Annotated in this window: 14 protein-coding genes; 5 read left to right on the top strand and 9 right to left on the bottom strand. The window is 73.3% G+C overall.

Going from position 1 to position 16713, the window contains the following annotated elements; genetic code table 11:
- Window positions 1–6 precede the first annotated feature (6 nt).
- The 3 genes from boxB to FHX44_RS09915 form a co-directional block, all read right to left on the bottom strand.
- Complete coding sequence (gene boxB, locus FHX44_RS09925; protein WP_147255214.1) at window positions 7–1419, bottom strand: benzoyl-CoA 2,3-epoxidase subunit BoxB; 1413 nt, start codon at window positions 1417–1419, stop codon at window positions 7–9.
- Between the two features lie 7 nt (window positions 1420–1426).
- Entirely contained in the window at window positions 1427–3118 is a 1692-nt protein-coding gene (gene boxC / locus FHX44_RS09920; protein ID WP_147255213.1) for a 2,3-epoxybenzoyl-CoA dihydrolase, read from the bottom strand.
- A 158-nt stretch (window positions 3119–3276) separates the two neighbouring features.
- Entirely contained in the window at window positions 3277–4872 is a 1596-nt protein-coding gene (locus FHX44_RS09915) for a benzoate-CoA ligase family protein (protein WP_147255212.1), read from the bottom strand.
- 153 nt (window positions 4873–5025) lie between these two features.
- Here FHX44_RS09915 and FHX44_RS09910 point away from each other — a divergent pair, with 153 nt between their 5' ends.
- From FHX44_RS09910 to FHX44_RS09895, 4 genes are all read left to right on the top strand, one after another.
- Entirely contained in the window at window positions 5026–6147 is a 1122-nt protein-coding gene (locus FHX44_RS09910; protein WP_147255211.1) for an NDMA-dependent alcohol dehydrogenase, read from the top strand.
- On the top strand, window positions 6128–7975 hold the full coding sequence (locus tag FHX44_RS09905; RefSeq protein WP_147255210.1) for an AAA family ATPase: 1848 nt from the start codon (window positions 6128–6130) through the stop codon (window positions 7973–7975). Before FHX44_RS09910 ends, FHX44_RS09905 begins: the two co-directional genes overlap by 20 nt.
- A gap of 46 nt (window positions 7976–8021) precedes the next feature.
- Window positions 8022–8333, top strand: a complete 312-nt coding sequence (locus FHX44_RS42715; protein WP_212612401.1) for a hypothetical protein — start codon at window positions 8022–8024, stop codon at window positions 8331–8333.
- Between the two features lie 71 nt (window positions 8334–8404).
- Window positions 8405–10294 (top strand): serine/threonine-protein kinase, encoded by a 1890-nt coding sequence (locus tag FHX44_RS09895; protein ID WP_147255209.1) that lies wholly within the window; start codon window positions 8405–8407, stop codon window positions 10292–10294.
- Window positions 10295–10299: 5 nt separating this feature from the next.
- On the opposite strand, the gene FHX44_RS09890 is transcribed toward FHX44_RS09895, so the two are convergent.
- Complete coding sequence (locus FHX44_RS09890) at window positions 10300–11211, bottom strand: TIGR03619 family F420-dependent LLM class oxidoreductase (RefSeq protein ID WP_147255208.1); 912 nt, start codon at window positions 11209–11211, stop codon at window positions 10300–10302.
- A gap of 3 nt (window positions 11212–11214) precedes the next feature.
- Window positions 11215–11988 (bottom strand): alpha/beta fold hydrolase, encoded by a 774-nt coding sequence (locus FHX44_RS09885; protein ID WP_147255207.1) that lies wholly within the window; start codon window positions 11986–11988, stop codon window positions 11215–11217.
- 59 nt (window positions 11989–12047) lie between these two features.
- On the opposite strand from FHX44_RS09885, the gene FHX44_RS09880 reads away from it, so the two are divergent.
- Complete coding sequence (locus tag FHX44_RS09880; RefSeq protein WP_147255206.1) at window positions 12048–12392, top strand: MerR family transcriptional regulator; 345 nt, start codon at window positions 12048–12050, stop codon at window positions 12390–12392.
- A gap of 10 nt (window positions 12393–12402) precedes the next feature.
- On the opposite strand, the gene FHX44_RS09875 is transcribed toward FHX44_RS09880, so the two are convergent.
- From FHX44_RS09875 to FHX44_RS09860, 4 genes are all read right to left on the bottom strand, one after another.
- Window positions 12403–13212 carry an anti-sigma factor gene (locus tag FHX44_RS09875; protein ID WP_147255205.1) on the bottom strand — a complete coding sequence of 270 codons (810 nt, stop codon included), beginning with the start codon at window positions 13210–13212 and terminating at the stop codon, window positions 12403–12405.
- Window positions 13212–13817, bottom strand: a complete 606-nt coding sequence (locus tag FHX44_RS09870; RefSeq protein WP_246170292.1) for an RNA polymerase sigma factor — start codon at window positions 13815–13817, stop codon at window positions 13212–13214. Before FHX44_RS09870 ends, FHX44_RS09875 begins: the two co-directional genes overlap by 1 nt.
- Window positions 13818–13887: 70 nt before the next feature.
- Complete coding sequence (locus tag FHX44_RS09865) at window positions 13888–15363, bottom strand: nickel/cobalt transporter (protein ID WP_246170291.1); 1476 nt, start codon at window positions 15361–15363, stop codon at window positions 13888–13890.
- The gene (locus tag FHX44_RS09860) at window positions 15360–16694 is read right to left on the bottom strand and encodes a tetratricopeptide repeat protein (protein ID WP_212612400.1); all 1335 of its coding nucleotides are present in this window, start codon (window positions 16692–16694) and stop codon (window positions 15360–15362) included. The genes FHX44_RS09865 and FHX44_RS09860 overlap by 4 nt, the downstream gene beginning before the upstream one ends.
- Window positions 16695–16713 lie beyond the last annotated feature (19 nt).

Genomic DNA, 16713 nt, shown 5'->3' with positions numbered 1-16713 from the left:
GGGTCGTCAGGGGAAGTGCACGTACTCGTAGTCGACCGGCTTGTCGTTGATGCCCTTCGACGGCGGCGCGATCCAGCCGGCGATCTTGCCCGGCTCGTAGACCGGCCGCATCAGCGACCGGACGTGGGTCTTGTCGGCCTCGCTCGGCAGCCACCTGTCCCGGTTGGCCTCCCAGACGTCCTCGCCGACGAGATCGCCCTTCGGCGTGACGTGGTGGTCGGCGAACACCCCGACGTGGCGGTTGAACCCGAGGTGCGGCAGGTACAGGCGACGGTCGATCCCGCCCTTCTCCAGCACGCGGTTCCAGCGCTTGAGCCCGGTCTCGCAGTCGGCGATGTACTCGCGGCGCAGGTCGTGGTTGAGCGCGAGCAGCGCCGACACCTCGTCGGTGGTGATCTCGCCGTCCCGCACCACGTCGATGTGCGTCGCGTCCTCGGTGAGCACGTGGTCGTCCTTGCGCCGCTCCTCCTGCCAGCGGCCCTTCAGGCCCGCGGTGAAGTAGTTGGCGGCGTTCGTGGAGCGCTCCGAGCCGAAGAGGTCCAGCGACACCGAGTAGTGGAAGTTGATGTACTTCTGGATCACGTCGAGGGGGATCCCGCCGCGCGGCGCGATGTCGTCGGTGTCGTGCTCGCGCATCAGCTCCGCGGTGCGCGCGACCACCCGGTCGACGCCCGTGGTGCCGACGAACATGTGGTGCGCCTCCTCCTTGAGCATGAACTCGCAGGTCCTGCTCAGGGGGTCGAACGCCGACTCCTTCAGCGTGCCGAGCTGGTACTTCCCGTCCCGGTCGGTGAAGTACGTGAACATGAAGAACGACAGCCAGTCCGGCGTCTCCTCGTTGAAGGCGCCGAGGATGCGCGGCGAGTCGATGTCACCGGAGTTGCGCTGCAGCAGCGCCTCGGCCTCCTCGCGCCCGGCGCGGCCGAAGTAGGCGTGCAGCAGGTACACCATCGCCCAGAGGTGCCGGCCCTCCTCCACGTTGACCTGGAAGAGGTTGCGCAGGTCGTACAGCGACGGGGCGCTCTCGCCGAGGCGGCGCTGCTGCTCCACCGACGCAGGCTCGGTGTCGCCCTGGATGACGATGAGCCGTTGCAGGTCGGCGCGGTACTCGCCGGGCACCTGCTGCCACACCGGCTCGCCCTTCTGCTCGCCGAAGGCGATGCGGCGGTCGGTGTTGCGTTCGGCGAGGAACACGCCCCACCGGTACTCGTCCATCGGAACGTGGTCGAAGTGGGCCCAGCCCTCGCGGCCGACCGCGACGGCCGTGCGCAGGTACACGTCCTCGGTGGGCACGGCGGGGCCCATGGTCTTCCACCAGTTCAGGAAGTTGGGCTGCCACGACTCGAGGGCCCGCTGCAGCTTGCGGTCGCCCGCCAAGTCGACGTTGTTCGGGATCTTCTCGCTGTAGTCGATGCTCATGAAGTGGTCACACCCGCCTGCGGTCGAAGTCGGCCCTGCGGCCCGTGCCGTACCGGCGCAGCGCGCCCTCCGGGCCCGCCGCGTTCGGTCGTACGAAGATCCAGTTCTGCCACGCCGTGAGCCGCCCGAAGATCCGCGACTCCATCGTCTCCGGGCCGACGAACCGGTGGTTGGCCTCCATGCCGGTCAGCGCATCCGGGGAGAGGGAGGCCCGCTCCTCGATCATGATGCGGATCTCGTCGTCCCAGTCGATGTCGTCGGGCGCGTCGGTGACCAGGCCCAGCTCCAGCGCCTCGCGCGCGTCGATGCGGCGTCCCGCCTCCTGGCGCAGCTTCGCCACGTGGTCGTCGTCGCCGTAGAAGCGGCTCTCGAGCCGGGACAGGCCGTTGCCCATCGGGAAGGTGCCGAAGTTGCTGTCGGACAGCACGATCTGGGCCGGCTCGCCCTCCTGCGAGTCCTCCTCGAGGAAGCCGTCGAGCATGTACTGCCGGTCGCAGGCCAGGGCCAGCTCCAGCAGCGCGCCTGCGAAGCACGAACCGGGCTCGATCAGCGCGATCAACGAGCGGGACGTGACGTCGAGCCGCTTGAGCACCCGCTTGAAGTAGTGCCGGATCTCGTTGACCAGCCAGTCGTCCCGGGAATGCTGCGCGATCACGCGCTCGAACGCGAGCGCGTCCTCGACATCGCCCCGCGTGCGGATCACCCACGTGCCGAGCTCCCGCTCGTTGGCGCGCAGCCGCAGGACCAGGTCGTCCAGCTCGCGGGTCATGGCCAGCGGCCAGAACCGCGCGCCCAGTTCGTGGACGCGCTCGACGGTGTCGGGGACGTCGCCCTCCGGTCCGTGCACGGTGATCTCCACGATCCCACCGGACCGGTCGTACCGCGCCTCGACGTGCTGGTAACGCACGCCGTCGGGCGACTCCTCGCGCTGCAGCGGCGGCAGCTCGATGCCCCGGGCGTCGGCGGGCCGGGTGGAGCGGGCGGCGACCGCGGCGGCGCGCTCGGCCACGGTCTCGTCCCACTGCCGCTTGGGGATCACCTCGTCCACCAGCCGCCACTCGACGGCCTGCCGCCCGCGGATGCCCTCGGCGCGGGTGGCGAACACGTCGGCGCGGTCCTTCCGGACCTTGCGCTTGTCGGTGACGCGCGTGAGCCCGCCGGTGCCCGGCAGCACGCCGAGCAGCGGGACCTCCGGCAGTGCGACGGCCGAGGAGTTGTCGTCGACGAGCAGGATCGTCTCGCAGGCCAGCGCGAGTTCGTACCCGCCGCCCGCTGCCGTGCCGTTGACGGCCGCGATCCAGGTCTGCCCGGAGTTCGCGGTGGCGTCCTCGATCTCGTTGCGCGTCTCGTTGGTGAACTTGCAGAAGTTCACCTTCCACGGGTGGCTGCTCTGGGCGAGCATCCGGATGTTCGCGCCCGCACAGAAGTTGCGATCCCGCGCGCTCGTGAGTACGACGGCCCGCACCTGCGGGTGGGAGAAGCGCAGCCGCTGGACGGCGTCGTGCAGCTCGATGTCGACGCCGAGGTCGTAGCTGTTCATCTTCAGCTCGTAGCCCGGCACGAGCCCGCCGTCCTCGGCGACGTCGAGGCGCAGGTACGCCACCTCCCCCTGCACGTCGAGCCGCCAGTGCCGGTAGCTCGCCGGATCGGCGTCGAACGAGACCTGGGGTTCTGCGGCGGGCTCTGCGTTGCTCGTCATCGGCGACGGACCTCCCGAGGGGACTGAGCGTCATTCTACAGTGGCACGTCTATTGGGCAAGCAGGTGTAGAACATCGACACTTCACAGACCCTCGGTGTCCTTCACACAAGGCCGGCCCTGTGTGAAGCAGGCACTGGAGCTGTGAAGTCGCGCCGGGTCAGGCCTTCGCCTCCGCCACGTCCTTCGCCGTGTCCTGGGGCGGTGTCACCGTGGCTGCGGCTCGTTCCCGCAGTCGGTAGCGCTGGATCTTGCCCGTCGCCGTGCGGGGCAGCTCGTCGACCTGGACGACCAGGCGGGGGCGTTTGAAGGCCGCCAGCCCGGCCCGGCAGAACTCGACCACCTCGTCCGGGTCGACGACCGAGCCGGGGCGGGCGACGACGTAGGCGACCGGCTTGTCCAGCCCGTCCTCGTCCGGCACCCCGATCACGACGGCTTCGGCGAGCGCCGGGTGCTCCAGCAGGCGCGCCTCGACCTCGGAGGGGCTCACCCAGATCCCGCCGACCTTGAGCACGTCGTCGGCGCGGCCGAGGCAGGTCCAGCTGCCGTCGGAGTTGCGGACGTACTGGTCCCCGGTGCGCATCCACTCCCCGTGGAACACCGTCCGGTTGACGCTGGTGCGGCACCAGTAGCCGGTGCAGAGCGACTCGCCTGCCACGTAGAGCATCCCCGGCTCGCCGGTCCCGTCGATGACGCTCCCGTCGGGCCGGCGCAGCTGCACCTCGTAGCCCGGCACCGGGAACCCGGAGCTGCCGGGCACCACCTTCCCGGGGACGTTGGAGATGAAGATGTGCAGCGCCTCGGTCGAACCGATGCCGTCGAGGATCTCGAAGCCGTACAGGTCGCGCACGCCGTGGAACATCCGCGGCGGCAGCGCCTCGCCGGCCGAGACCCCGTTGCGCACGGTCGCGAACGTCTCCCGCGGCAGGTCGGCGGCCATCAGTGGACCCCAGAAGCTCGGGCCCCCGAAGAAGAGCGTGACGCCGTGCGCGGCCACGCGTTCGGCGTACAGCGTGGGGTTGGGCCGCGACGGCTCCAGCACGCTGCTCGCGCCCACCGAGAGGGGGAAGAACAGCGAGTTGCCGATGCCGTACGCGAAGAACAGCTTCGCCACCGACAGGCACACGTCGTCCGGGCCCATGCCGAGCACCTGGGCGGCGTAGGTCTCGCACACGTAGCGGATGTCGGTGTGGCGGTGCATCGCACCCTTGGGTCTGCCCGTCGTGCCGGACGTGTAGAGCCAGAGGGCGGGCGACTCGTCCCAGGTGGCGTACGGCGCCGCGAGCGGCTCGGCCGTTCGCAGGTCGTCCCAGGTCAGGCCGGTCATGCCGGGGACATCCGGCGGGGTGTCGCCCGTGAGCACGACGTGGCGCAGGTCCGGTGCGTCGGCGGCGGCAGTGGTGACCGCGTCCGCGAACTGCGGGCTGCCGACGATCACCCGGGCCCGGGAGTCGCGGACGAGCGTGGCCAGCTCACCGCCGGTGAGCATCGTCGAGGCCGGCACCGCCACGGCGCCCACGTACATCGCGGCGAGGATGCCGGTGGCCAGCTCGACGTCGTCGGCCATGCACAGGAGCACACGCTCCTCGGGGCGCACGCCGATGGCGACCAGGCCGGCGGCGACGCGGCGGACCTCAGCGGTGAGCTGGGAGTAGGTGTGGGTACCCCGCGGGTGGCGGAGGGCGATCCGCTCGCCGTCACCGGCGTCGACACGGCGCTCGGAGAGGTAGGCGGCGGCGTTGAACAGTTCCGTCATGGGAGCGGCTCCGGTCCGAACGGGTGGGTCCGAACTCTACTGCTTGCTCACGCTCCGTCAACGATTCGTAGAAGATTCCCGCCAGCCCTGCTTTCACATCCATGCACACGCTGCTATGAACGAGACCCGGCCGCTCGTCAAAGGAGATCAGCGATGCAGACCCGTGGCGCCATCGTCCGGCAGGCACCGGGCAAGTACGAGGTCGTGGACCTCGAGGTCGACGACCCGCGCGAGAACGAGGTCCAGGTCCAGATGGTGGCGTCGGGCCTGTGCCACTCCGACGACCACGTCGCCACCGGCGACATCCCGGTCGGGGTCTACCCCTTCGCCGGCGGCCACGAGGGTGCCGGCATCGTCACCAAGGCGGGGGTGAACACCAAGGGCCTGAAGGAGGGCGACCACGTCGTCTTCTCGTTCCTGCCGGCCTGCGGGCACTGCCGCTGGTGCGCCTCGGGCATGCAGAACCTGTGCGACCTGGGCGCGGGCCTGCTCGCCGGCTCCCGGTGGGGCGACCCGACCGACTTCCGGCTGAAGCTGGCCGACGGTGGACAGCCCGTCGGCCAGATGTGCGGGATCTCGACGTTCCTGCAGACCACCACGGTGTCCGCCGACTCCGCGGTCAAGGTGCCCGACGACATCCCGCTGGACAAGGCGTGCCTCGTCGGGTGCGGCGTGGGCACCGGCTGGGGCTCGGCGGTCAACTCCGCGCAGGTCCAGCCCGGCCACACCGTGATCGTCATGGGGATCGGCGGCATCGGCATCAACGCGGTGCAGGGCGCCGCGCACGCCGGGGCGTCGAACGTGATCGCGGTGGACCCGGTGGCGTTCAAGCGGGAGAAGGCTCAGGAGCTGGGCGCCACGCACGCGGTCGAGAACATGGACGAGGCCACCGAGCTGGCCAAGCAGTTCACCAACGGGCAGGGCGCCGACTCCGCGATCGTCACCGTCGGCGTGACGAAGCCCGAACACGTCGCGCAGGCCTTCGGGGCTATCCGGAAGGCGGGGACGTGTGTGGTGACCGGACTGGGTGACATCAGCGAGGTCGGGCTGCCCATCGCGATCTCGGAGCTGACGCTGTTCCAGAAGCGCCTGCAGGGCGCGATGTTCGGTGCGTCCAACCCGAACTGGGACATCCTGCGGCAGCTGCAGCTCTACCGAGAGGGCGTGCTCAAGCTGGACGAGCTGGTCACGAAGACCTACTCGCTGGACGAGATCGGGCAGGGCTACCAGGACATGCACGACGGCAAGAACATCCGTGGCGTCATCGTCTACTGAGCGGAGCGCAGGCGGAGCGAACATCGGCACTGAGGTCGCACCGGTCGGGCTGCGTCGCGAGCGCGAGGTCCTCACCGTCGCGCTCGCGACCGGCCGGCACGTGGTCATCGAGGGGCCGCCCGGCACGGGCAAGTCGACGCTGCTGCGCTCGATCGCCCGGGCCAACGGGCGGGCCGTCGTGTTCGTCGAGGGCAACGCCGAGCTGACCCCGGCCCGGCTGGTGGGGCAGTTCGACCCGGCGCAGGTGCTCGCCGAGGGCTACCGCCCTGCGAGCTTCGTGGACGGCCCGCTGCTCACCGCCATGCGCGAGGGCGGGTTGCTGTACCTGGAGGAGCTCAACCGCGTCCCGGAGGAGACGCTCAACGTCCTGATCACCGTGCTCGCCGAGGGCGAGATCGCGGTGCCCCGGCTGGGCCCGGTGCGGGCAGGGCCGGAGTTCCGGCTGATCGCGGCGATGAACCCGTTCGACGCGATCGGCACCGCGCGCGTGAGCCAGGCGATCGCCGACCGGATGTGCCGGGTGGTGCTCGGCTACCAGGACGAACCGGCGGAGCGTTCGATCACGACCGCGGTGACGGGGCTGAACGGCGCGGTCGTCGAGCTGGCGGTGGGCATGGCCCGCGCCACCCGCACGCACCGGGACGTCCGGATGGGCTCATCGGTGCGCGGTGCGATCGACATGGCGCTCGTGCTCACGGGGCTCGCCGAGCTGCGCGGCGAGCGGAACCCCGAGCGCGAGACCGGCCGCGACGCCGCGTACGCCGCGTTGTCCGGCCGCATCCGGATCGCCGACGGCGTCGACCGGACGCCGGAGTCCGTCATCGACGAGTTGCTGGACGCCCTGTGGCCCGTGGACGAGCCCTCGGACGACCCGGGAAAAGCTGAGGGCCCGCCGGACACCCCGGCGGGCTTCCGGCCGCGGTCGCGCCCCGGGCGCGACCGGGCGGGCCGCACCCAGGGTCGCGCCCAGCTCGCGGCGCAGCACGCCGCGTTCGCCGACGTCTCGCCGGAGGTGGGCGCGCTCGACACCGCCGCGTTCGATGCGCTGCTCTCCCGCGACCCTGAGGCCGCCGCCGCGCTGCTCGCCGACCTCGCCGTCGCCACCGACGAGGGGTTGCGGGCCGCCGCCCGGCAGCTCGCGGGCCGGGTGTTCCTGCGCCTGGGCCGCGTCGGCCCGGCCCGCGCCCGCGGCACCCGGCGGCTCGCCCCGTCACCGGGCGGCGACGGCGACCTCGACCTCGACCGCACCCTGGACGCATGGGAGCCGGGGCCGAGCCGCCGTCCCGGCCCCGCCGACGTCGTCACCCGCAACTGGACGGCGTCGCGACGGGCGGTCGCGCTCGCCGTCGACGTGTCCGGCTCGATGCAGGGGCAGGCCGTGGCGCTCGCCGCCGTGGCGGCCGCCGGGGTGGTGCTGGCGGCGGGGGACGGTCTCGTCCCGGCCGTCGTCGCGTTCGGATCGGGCGTCCGGGTCCTGCAGGCCCACGGCGTGCGGCGCCCGCCGGAGGAGCTGCTGTCCGACCTCGTCGCCCTGCGTGGCCACGGCACCACCGACCTCGCCGCCGGGCTGCGCGAGGCGGCCGGGCAGCTCGCGGCCGCGGTGGCCGACGAGCGGCTCGTCGTGCTGCTGTCGGACTGCATCCACACCGCGGGCGGCGATCCGACCGCGGCCCTCGGTGGCATCGACCGGCTGCAGGTGCTGGTCCCGCTCGGGGGAGCCGACGCCGAGGCCGCCGCGGCAGCGCTCGCGGCCAGGCGGGGAGGGCGGGCGCAGACGGTGCGGCGGCTCACCGAGGTGGGCCCGGCGCTGACGCGCGTGCTGGCCTAGGAACGTCCTGCGGGAGCCGCGCCGGGTGGGACATCTCTTTCGTGCGGTGGCGCACGAGGGGGTAGGCGAGACCGACCGGTCCTGGGCCGAGCCGTTGCCGCCGTCGGTGGGCAGCCTGGCCCGCGGGATCTGGTCCACCACGGCGGGCACGTTGATCGCGAAGTCGGTGGACGGCGGGATCAGGCACCTCGTCGGCAGGGTGCGCGCCCGGCTGTCGCGCGCCGGGGTCGCGGGTCTCACGAGGGAGGAGGTCAGCGGACCCGTCGGCAACGCCCTCAACCACAACCTCATCACCGAGCTCGTCCGTTCCACGACCCTCGTGCCGCCGGACCTGCGCCGCCTGGAGCTCCCGGGCTGATCCCCGCGAGGCCGCGGTGGCCCGGGTGCACTGTTCTATTCTCCGTGCGGTTTCACCTGGGGGGAGTACGGATGACCGGGATCCCGGACGGTGCTCCGGTCGCTGTGGTCGCGGGCCGTTACCGGCTGCGCGAGCTCGTCGGGACCGGTGGCATGGGCGCCGTGTGGCGGGCGGGCGACGAGCTGCTCGGCCGCGAGGTGGCGCTCAAGCGGGTGCGCCTGGCCGACCAGCCGGCCACCGACATCGCGCTCGCCCGCGAGCGGATCATGCGCGAGGCCCGGATCGCCGCAGCCCTGCACCACCCCCACATCGTCTCGATCTTCGACGTCGTCCTCGAGGACGGCGAGCCGTGGCTCGTGCTGGAGTTCCTGCCCTCCCGGAGCCTCGGCAGCGTGCTCACCGAACGCGGCACCCTGCCGCCCGCCGAGGTCGCCGCCATCGGGGCCGATGTGGCCGCCGCGCTGGCCGCCGCGCACGCGGCCGGCATCGTGCATCGCGACGTGAAGCCGGACAACGTGCTGCTGTCGCGCCCATCGGCCGCGGGGCCGGTCGTCAAGCTCACCGACTTCGGCATCGCCCACACCGCGGCGTCGCCCGCGATCACGGCCACGCACGTGCTCACCGGCACCCCCGCGTACTTCGCGCCCGAGACCGCGCGCGGCGAGGGAACCGACACGCGCAGCGACGTCTACTCGCTCGGCGCCACCCTGTACGCCGCCGTCGAGGGGCACCCACCGTTCGGCTCCGACCCGGAGAACGTCCTCGCGTTGCTGGCCCGAATCGGACGCGGCGGGGCGCCCCTTCCGCAGCACGCCGGACCGCTCACCGACCTGCTGCGCCACCTCACGGCCGACGACCCGGCGGCACGGCCCACCGCAGCGCAGGCCCAGGCCGCCCTCCGGATGATCGCCGGCGGCGGGCCCCCGGCCGGTCCGCCGCCCGCCGGGCTCGACGCGGTGCTCACCGGGAAACGACCGCGTCGGGGACCGCGGGTCGCGGGTGCCGTGGTCGCCACCCTCGTCGTGGTGGCCGGTGTGATCGCGGCCGTCGCCGTCTCCCGCCCCGGCACCGGGCCCTCCGGCCCGTCGTCGACCCCGCCCACGACCACGACGGCGTCCGGCACCGCGACCATCGCGAACCCCGACACGGCCGACCCCTGCTCCCTCCTGGACGCGGAGTCGGTGAAGGGCTTCGGCGCCGTCTCCGTCGACCCGGACAACGTCCTGTTCGCCGGGTGCCGCGCGGACATCGCGCGACCCGACGGCGGTGCGGTCGGGTTCACGGTCGCGTTCGAGAGCCAGGCCGAGACCAAGCAGATCGCCGGTGCCTCCCGCTCGGAGGAGTCCGGCTACCCGATCATGCGCTACCCGTCCGGCGACGACTACTGCGAGCAGCGGATCGGGCTGGGCGACGGGAACGCCGTGCTGGTGTCCGCCGTCGAGTACGAAGACCCGTCCGGCACGACCGATCTCTGCGCGATCGCCGAGGCCGGGCGGGCCGCCGCGCTCTCCCGGCTGGTGAACCAGGGCATCGGTGAGCGCCAGCCGCTCAGCGCCACCAGCCCGCTGGCCGGCATCCCCGCCTGCGGGCTGCTGACGAGGGAGGAGATCGTCGCCGCCCTGGGAGACCCCTCCCCGGAGCAGCCGCATTTCGGTGGGTGGGGCTGCAACTGGAACGACTACGGGCTGGGCGACCGGGTGGGGTTGACGTACTACCGCGGCTTCGCCCTCGGCGAGTCCGACGGCACGCCCGCCGAGTTCGCCGGCCACCAGGGCGCCGTGCTCGCGCGCGAGGGGAACTGCTGGGTGCAGTTCGTGCAGCGTTCCTACACGGCGAGGGGCAGCGACCGGGTCGAGGCCGTCTGGGTGACGTACTGGGGGTCCGGCAGCGGCGACGAGCTCTGCCGGACCGCCACCACCCTCGCCACCGCGGCAGCAGGCCGGCTGCCCCCGCCCAGCTGACGGTCTCAGACCCGGAAGGCCGCCGCGAACTCCGCCATCCGGTCCGCGGCACCGTCGGCGCCGCCGAACCAGACCGCCACGGCGTCGGCTCCCGCCTCGGCGAGGGCGTGTGCCTCCTCGACTGTGCGCTCCAGCTCGTCGCGACCACCGCTCCAGGCGAGCCGGGTACCGAGCCGGGGAGTGCGCTGAGAATGTGTTCGAGAAGCACGAATGTGGGCCGCAGACGTCGGTGATCCAGCAGGTCCCGGCTGCCCTGGGCGACCCGCTCCGCGCTTCTCGAACACATTCTCCGCCAGCTCGCGCAGCCGCGCCGCGCAGCGCGCGAACCCGCCCGCGTCGATCGCGAACCCCTGCCACTCGTCGGCCACGGCCGCGGCCCTGCGCAGCGCCGCCTCGCTCGTCCCGCCCACCATGATCGGCACGGACCGCGCCGGCACTGGCGCGAACACGCCCTGCTCGACGTGGTGGAACCGGCCGTGGAACGCGCCGCCGTCGCGGAAGAGGTGGCGCAGCAGGGCGATGTCCTCGTCGGTGCGGGCGCCTCGGGTGGCGAAGTCGGCGCCCACGGACGCGAACTCGGTGCGGTCCCAGCCCACCCCCACCCCGAGCACGGCCCGGCCGCCGGAGAGCCGGTCGAGCGTGGCCACCTGCTTCGCGACGACGAACGGGCTGCGCAACGGCAGCACCAGCACCGACGTCCCGAGCCGGATGACCGACGTGCGGGCCGCGATGTGCGCGAGCGTCACGAGCGGCTCGTACACGCCCCCGTACGTGGCGCCGTACGGCTCGGGTGGGAGCAGGTGGTCGGGCAGGTAGAGGGTGCGGTAGCCGAGCCGCTCGGCGGTCCGGGCGAGCTCCACGAACGCTTCGGGTGCGATGTCGGGCGACTCGTCGGGCAGCACCACCTCGAGATCCACGGCTCAGCCTATCCGCGACAGGTGTGAGCGGATGGCCGCGAGCCACTCGTCGCGGGCCTCCACCCCGATGCCGTGGCCGGCCGCGATCTCGACGAGCTCGGCGCCCGGGATGCCGGCGGCGAGCTGCCGGGAGTGCTCTGGGGTGGCGAGCCCGTCCTCGGTCGTCGCGACGACGAGGGTGGGCACGGCGATCTTCGGCAGGTCGGCGCGCGTGTCGACGGCCGCCACGAGGTCGACGTGCTCCGGGCTGCCCTCGGGGATGTAGTCGGCGAGGGCGGCGACGGCCGCCTCGACGTCGGCGGGTGAGAGCGCGTTCAGGTGGCCGGGACCCGTGCCGACCAGGGTGAGGAAGCGGGCGAGCAGCGTCCGGTCGCCCGCGGCGAGCAGGTCCTGCCATATCCGTACGGCGAGCCGGATCCGGTTGTCGGGGTACGTGAAGCCCGCCGTGAGCACCAGCCCCGTGACGCGCTCCGGGTGCCGCACCGCGATCCGAACCGCGACGGCGGTGCCGACGGAGTAGCCCAGCACCGTGAAGCGTCCGACCCCGGCCTCGACGGCGGTGCGGACGAGGGCGTCGGCCACCTCGTCGAGGACCAACGGCTCGGGACTGCGCGGCGTGTCCCCGGATCCCGGGTAGTCGGGCCCGACCACGGTGTGGGTGGTGGCGAGGTCGTCGAGGATCGGGCCGTAGTTGCCCGCGATGCTGCCGCCCCCGCCGTGGGCGAGCAGGAGCCCCGGGCCGGAGCCTTTGACGACGTGCGCGAAATGTTCTGCCATGCCGCTGATGTTGGGGTTTGACATCGGTGTCAGGGCCAACGCCGAGTGGGAGGGATCACGTGCTGATCGGGGAGCTCGCACAGCGCACCGGAGTGAGCCAGCGGTCGCTGCGCTACTACGAGCAGCAGGGCCTGCTGTCCGCCGAGCGCGACGTGCACGGCTACCGGCGCTACGGCCCCGACTCCGTCCGCACGGTGGCCCGGATCCGCGCCCTGCTGGCCGTCGGCCTCTCCACCGACGTGATCCGCGAGGTCCTGCCCTGCGTCGCCGGCGGCGACCCGATCGAGCTGGAGCTGTGCCCCGACCTGGTGCGCACCATCCGGCGCGAGCTCGCGGACCTGGACGCGCGGATCGGGGAGCTGCAGTGCAGCCGCAGCACCCTGGCCGGCTACCTGCCGCGCTAGATCTGGGCCGTCAGGCGTCCACCGGCCCGCTCGCCACCACCGTGGTCGGGACGGCGGGCATCGTGCGCCCGGGCTCGAGGGAGACCGCGTAGGCCCCGAACGGCGAACCGTCACCGGTGCCGATCTCGTGGAACCCCGGGCCGGGTGCGGTGACGTCGAACGCCGCGAGCGGGCGCGGGTCGCCCGCGCCGAGGCCCCACACGACGTAGGTGGTGGCGCTGGTGTCGTTCGGGTCGAGGCCCGCGGTGACGACCGTGCGGCCCGCGGCGGTGACGAGCACGGCCGCCACCGGCTGCCCGGAGTCGGTGCTGAGCGTGGCGTGGCTGTTGCCCGGGGCGTCGAGCTGCGTGACGATGCCGGCGAGTGCCTGAGCCTGCGCGGCCAGCGCGTCCCGCTCACGCTGCACCTGCACGGTGTAGGCACCCAGGCCGCCGACCCCCAGCACCACGGCCGCCGCGGCGGCCGCGATCAGGAGTCGTGCCCTGGCCGGTCGGCGGGGCTCCGCCGACCGGGGATGGGCGAACCGCGGATGCGGCTGCGGCGGGCCGGCCTGTGGCGGGCCGGCCTGTGGCGTCTCGGCCGCCATGGCCATGAGGTTGGAGCGCAGCCGCGACGGCGGATCGACCTGCTCCACCGCCCCACCCACCGCGGCCGCGACGAGCTCGGTCTCGCGCACCGTCTCCGAGCACGAGCGGCAGCGCTCGATGTGGCTGCGCATCGCCGCCTCCTCGTGGGGCTCGAGAGCGTGCAGGGCGAACGCGACCGCGTCCTCGCCGAGCGGGCAGGGCGTGGCGCCGTCGAACCGGGACCGGTCGTCCATCACGCGCCTCCTCCCGCGTCGCTGGAGATCTCGCGAAGCACCGGACCCAGTGCCCCGCGCAACCGTCGCATGCCGCTGAACATCCGCGACTTCACCGTCCCCAACGGCACCCCGGTCAGCGTGGCGACCTCACGCTGCGAGTACCCGCCGAAGTAGGCGAGCGCCAGCGCCTCCCGCTGCTCGGCGGGCAAGCCGCTGAGCGCATCGCGGACCTGCCCGGCCTCCATGGCCTGCAAGGCGCCGTGGTCGGCTCCCGGCCCGGGAGCCGACCACTCCTGCGCCTCGTCGACGACCGCCACCGTGCGGCGGCGGATCGCGGCCTCGCGCCGCACGGTGTCGACCGACTTGTGGTGCACGAGCGTGAGGATCCACGTGCCGAAACCGCCCCTGGCGGGATCGAAGCGCCTCGGCTCGCGCCAGAACGTGAGGAAGACCTCCTGCACGACGTCCTCGGCGAGGTTGTCGTCGCCGCAGATCCGGCGGGCGAGCGAGTACGCCCGCCGCCCGTACCGGTCGTAGAGCGCCGCCAGCGCGGAGTGCGCGCCTGCCACCACCGCCCGCACGAGCGCCTCGTCGGGCTGGTCGAGCGCTTCGGCATCGGCCACCGGCGCGGTCCTCACATCACGTCGTTCGCACCGGAGCGGTCACCGGTTCGTGTGAGGTGAACCATAGGACTCAGAGAGCTCCTGCCAAGCCCCGAACGGCGATACCGACACCGACCACGAGGACGAGTGCGGCCGTCAGCACCGGTGCGCCGGCAGCGAGCCGCCCCGCCCGCCGCCGCAGGCCGTCGGACAACCGGACCCGCTCGATCCGGTCCCGCAGACCCACGAGCAGCAGCCCGGCCGCGGTGAGGGTGGCCGCCATCCCGAGCCCGTAGCAGAGCACGAGGACGATGCCGAACCAGCTCCGGCCGAGCCCGATCGCGCCGAGCAGGACCAGCAGCGCCGTGGGGCTCGGCACCAGCCCGCCCGCCACGCCGAGACCGACCAGCGCGGTTCTCCCGAACCGTTGCGCCGGGTGCCCGTGCCCATGTCCGTGACCGTGCCCATGTCCGTGTCCGTGACCATGACCATGACCATGACCGTGTCCGTGACCGACCGGCACGACCGCCTCCCCGCGCACCGCCGAGCGCAGCAGGCCCACCCCGACCCCGGCCACGAGCAGGCCGCTGGCCACCGCGAGTCCGCGCAACACCCCGTCGGGAGCGAACGCGGTCGAGACGCTGACCAGGGCGCCGAGCACCAGCACACCGGCGGTGTGGGTCGCGGTCACGGTGGCGCCCACCAGCAGCGCGTCCCTCCGCGTTCCGCGACGACCCGCCAGGTAGGCGGCCATCACCGTCTTGCCGTGGCCGGGTAGCAGCGCGTGCGACGCCCCGAGCACCAGCGCCAGCGCGACCGCCAGCAGCCCGATCCCGCCCGTCAGCTCGGCCGTGCCGACGAGACCGGTGAACCAGCCGTCGAGCGCGCCGAGCAGCCGCTCGACCGGCGCGAACACCGGCGGACCCGCGCTCCCGCCGCCTCCGACACCGGGTTCCACGTGCATGGCCGCGGCGCGGACGTCGAGGGGATCCGCGAGGAGGTCGATCGGGTACGCACGCAGTCCGGCACTCACGCTCTCCGCCGGCACGGTGGAGTCGGCCAGCCGGACGCCCGAGCCGGTGGCGGTGATCTCCCGCCACCCGATCCGGTCGGCGAGGTAGGTGTCCACGAACCGCACGTCCGCGTCGGCCTCCATGGCGGCGCCGGCCAGCAGCTCGCACTCGACGCGAGTGGTGGGGAGACCGGCCTCGCCCCGCGGCATCGTCAGGCCCGCCCGCACCACCGTCCAGGCCACCTCGGACCCGTCGACGGTGAGCGACACCGCCTCGGACACCGCGGCGCATTCGCCATCGGCGCCGCCCTTCGCCTCGGCGGGGGAGACGGCGCCGTCGGCGTCGCGGTCCAGAACGGGCGCCAGTTGCAGGGTCGGGATCTCGGCGTGGTCGACCACCGCGGACAGCTCGACCCGGTCCGGGTACAGCCGCAGCCCGTCGTAGTGGTTGACCGTGACGTTGCCCAGCGGGTGGGCCGCGGCGGTCCCGGCGGGCACCGCCAGCGCGGCCATCGAACCGATCACGACGGCGACCCGCCACCACCAGCGGTTCATCGCTTCGCCCCGAGCGCGTCGAGGGCCTGCAGCGCGACCGGGGCGTGCAGCGGCGAGAAGTGCGGGTTGGTGCGCAGTGCCTGCTCGAGGGTTGCGATCGCGTCGCCGGTCCGGCCCAGAGCGGCCAGGATCATGCCGCGGTGGAAGGTGGCGGTGGCGTCGCGCCTGCCGAGCTGCGCGGCTCGCTCCGCGTACGGGAGGGCATCCGCGTGGCGGCCGGCCCGGTGCAGTGCCCACGCCAGCGCGTCGGCGGTGAACACGCTCTGGCGCCGGTCCCAATCCGCCTGCGCCAGCCGGACCGCCTCCGCCGGGTCGCCGTGGTCGGCCGCCACCTGCGAGGCCATGAGGTCGTCGGTGGATCCCTGCGCCGCGTCGAGCCGCTGCTGGTCGGCGATCAGGCGGTACTGCGCGCGCGCCTCGTCGGCCCGGCCTGCCGACTCCAGCAGCTCGCCGTACTCCAGCAGGTACTGCGGCAGCGGCACCCGCTCGGTCAGCCGCCGGTAGCCCTCGATGGCCTCGTCGGTGCGTCCGCGTGCGGCGAGCACCTTCGCGCGGCCCTGGAGCAGCGCCGGGTCACCGGGCACGGCGGCGAGGCCGCGGGTGTACTGCGCCTCCGCCTCGTCGAGGTCGCCGCCGCCCCAGGCCAGCTCGCCCAGGTGGTAGTGGCAGAACGCCAGCTCGTCGCGGCTGGTCGCGGCCTCGAGCGCACGCTGCATGGCCGCCCGGGCGTCGTCCGTGCGTCCGTGCAGCTCCAGCTCGTAGGAGGCCCGGGTGAACGACGCGACACCGGGGCGCAGGTCGAGCATGCGCTGCACCGCTGCCGTGGCGGCGGCGGTGTCGCCGAGCTGGGTCGTGGCGTCCGCGAGCACGCCGTACGCCTCCACGCTCGCCGGGTTGAGCGCCACCGCGTCCTCGGCGTGACGGCGGGCGGCCGCGAAGTCGTGCCGGGCGTTCGCGAGGGCGCCGAGACCGACGAGAGCGGCGGCATTCCCGTCGGGTTGCAGCTGGACGGACCGGTCCAGCGCGCCCTGTGCCTGCGGGTAGTAGGCCGGGTTGGCGAGCGCCCGAGCCTGCTCGACGTACGCGGCGCCGAGGTTCGCCCACGTCGTCGGGTCGTCGGGCGCCCGGCGGATGCGGTCGCGCAGCTGTTCGATCGTGGCGGTGAGCCGATCGCCGACCGGCTGCGGGGTCGCTGCTCGTGGGGCGGCCGGCTGGAACGCCATGCCGACGACGAACAGGCCCGCGATCACGAGGGCGGCGACGGGGAGGACCCGGCGCCACATCGGGCTGGAATCGGGTGGCGTGGGCGGGGGCAGGGTGGATGTCGACATGCGAGGTCCAGTCCGTGGG

The organism is Pseudonocardia hierapolitana (genome assembly GCF_007994075.1).
Lineage (GTDB): Bacteria > Actinomycetota > Actinomycetes > Mycobacteriales > Pseudonocardiaceae > Pseudonocardia > Pseudonocardia hierapolitana.
Note: the sequence above shows the minus strand (reverse complement) of the source record. Positions and strands in the feature narration are given on the sequence as shown.

Excerpts from the sequence above, each read along its gene's own strand:
- FHX44_RS09875 (WP_147255205.1), bottom strand. The coding sequence starts at position 13,212 with ATGGACGACCGGTCCCGGTTCGACGGCGCCACGCCCTGCCCGCTCGGC.
- FHX44_RS09860 (WP_212612400.1), bottom strand. The coding sequence starts at position 16,694 with ATGTCGACATCCACCCTGCCCCCGCCCACGCCACCCGATTCCAGCCCG.
- FHX44_RS09910 (WP_147255211.1), top strand. The coding sequence starts at position 5,026 with ATGCAGACCCGTGGCGCCATCGTCCGGCAGGCACCGGGCAAGTACGAG.
- FHX44_RS09885 (WP_147255207.1), bottom strand. The coding sequence starts at position 11,988 with ATGGCAGAACATTTCGCGCACGTCGTCAAAGGCTCCGGCCCGGGGCTC.
- FHX44_RS09895 (WP_147255209.1), top strand. The coding sequence starts at position 8,405 with ATGACCGGGATCCCGGACGGTGCTCCGGTCGCTGTGGTCGCGGGCCGT.
- FHX44_RS09915 (WP_147255212.1), bottom strand. The coding sequence starts at position 4,872 with ATGACGGAACTGTTCAACGCCGCCGCCTACCTCTCCGAGCGCCGTGTC.
- boxB (WP_147255214.1), bottom strand. The coding sequence starts at position 1,419 with ATGAGCATCGACTACAGCGAGAAGATCCCGAACAACGTCGACTTGGCG.
- FHX44_RS09865 (WP_246170291.1), bottom strand. The coding sequence starts at position 15,363 with ATGAACCGCTGGTGGTGGCGGGTCGCCGTCGTGATCGGTTCGATGGCC.
- boxC (WP_147255213.1), bottom strand. The coding sequence starts at position 3,118 with ATGACGAGCAACGCAGAGCCCGCCGCAGAACCCCAGGTCTCGTTCGAC.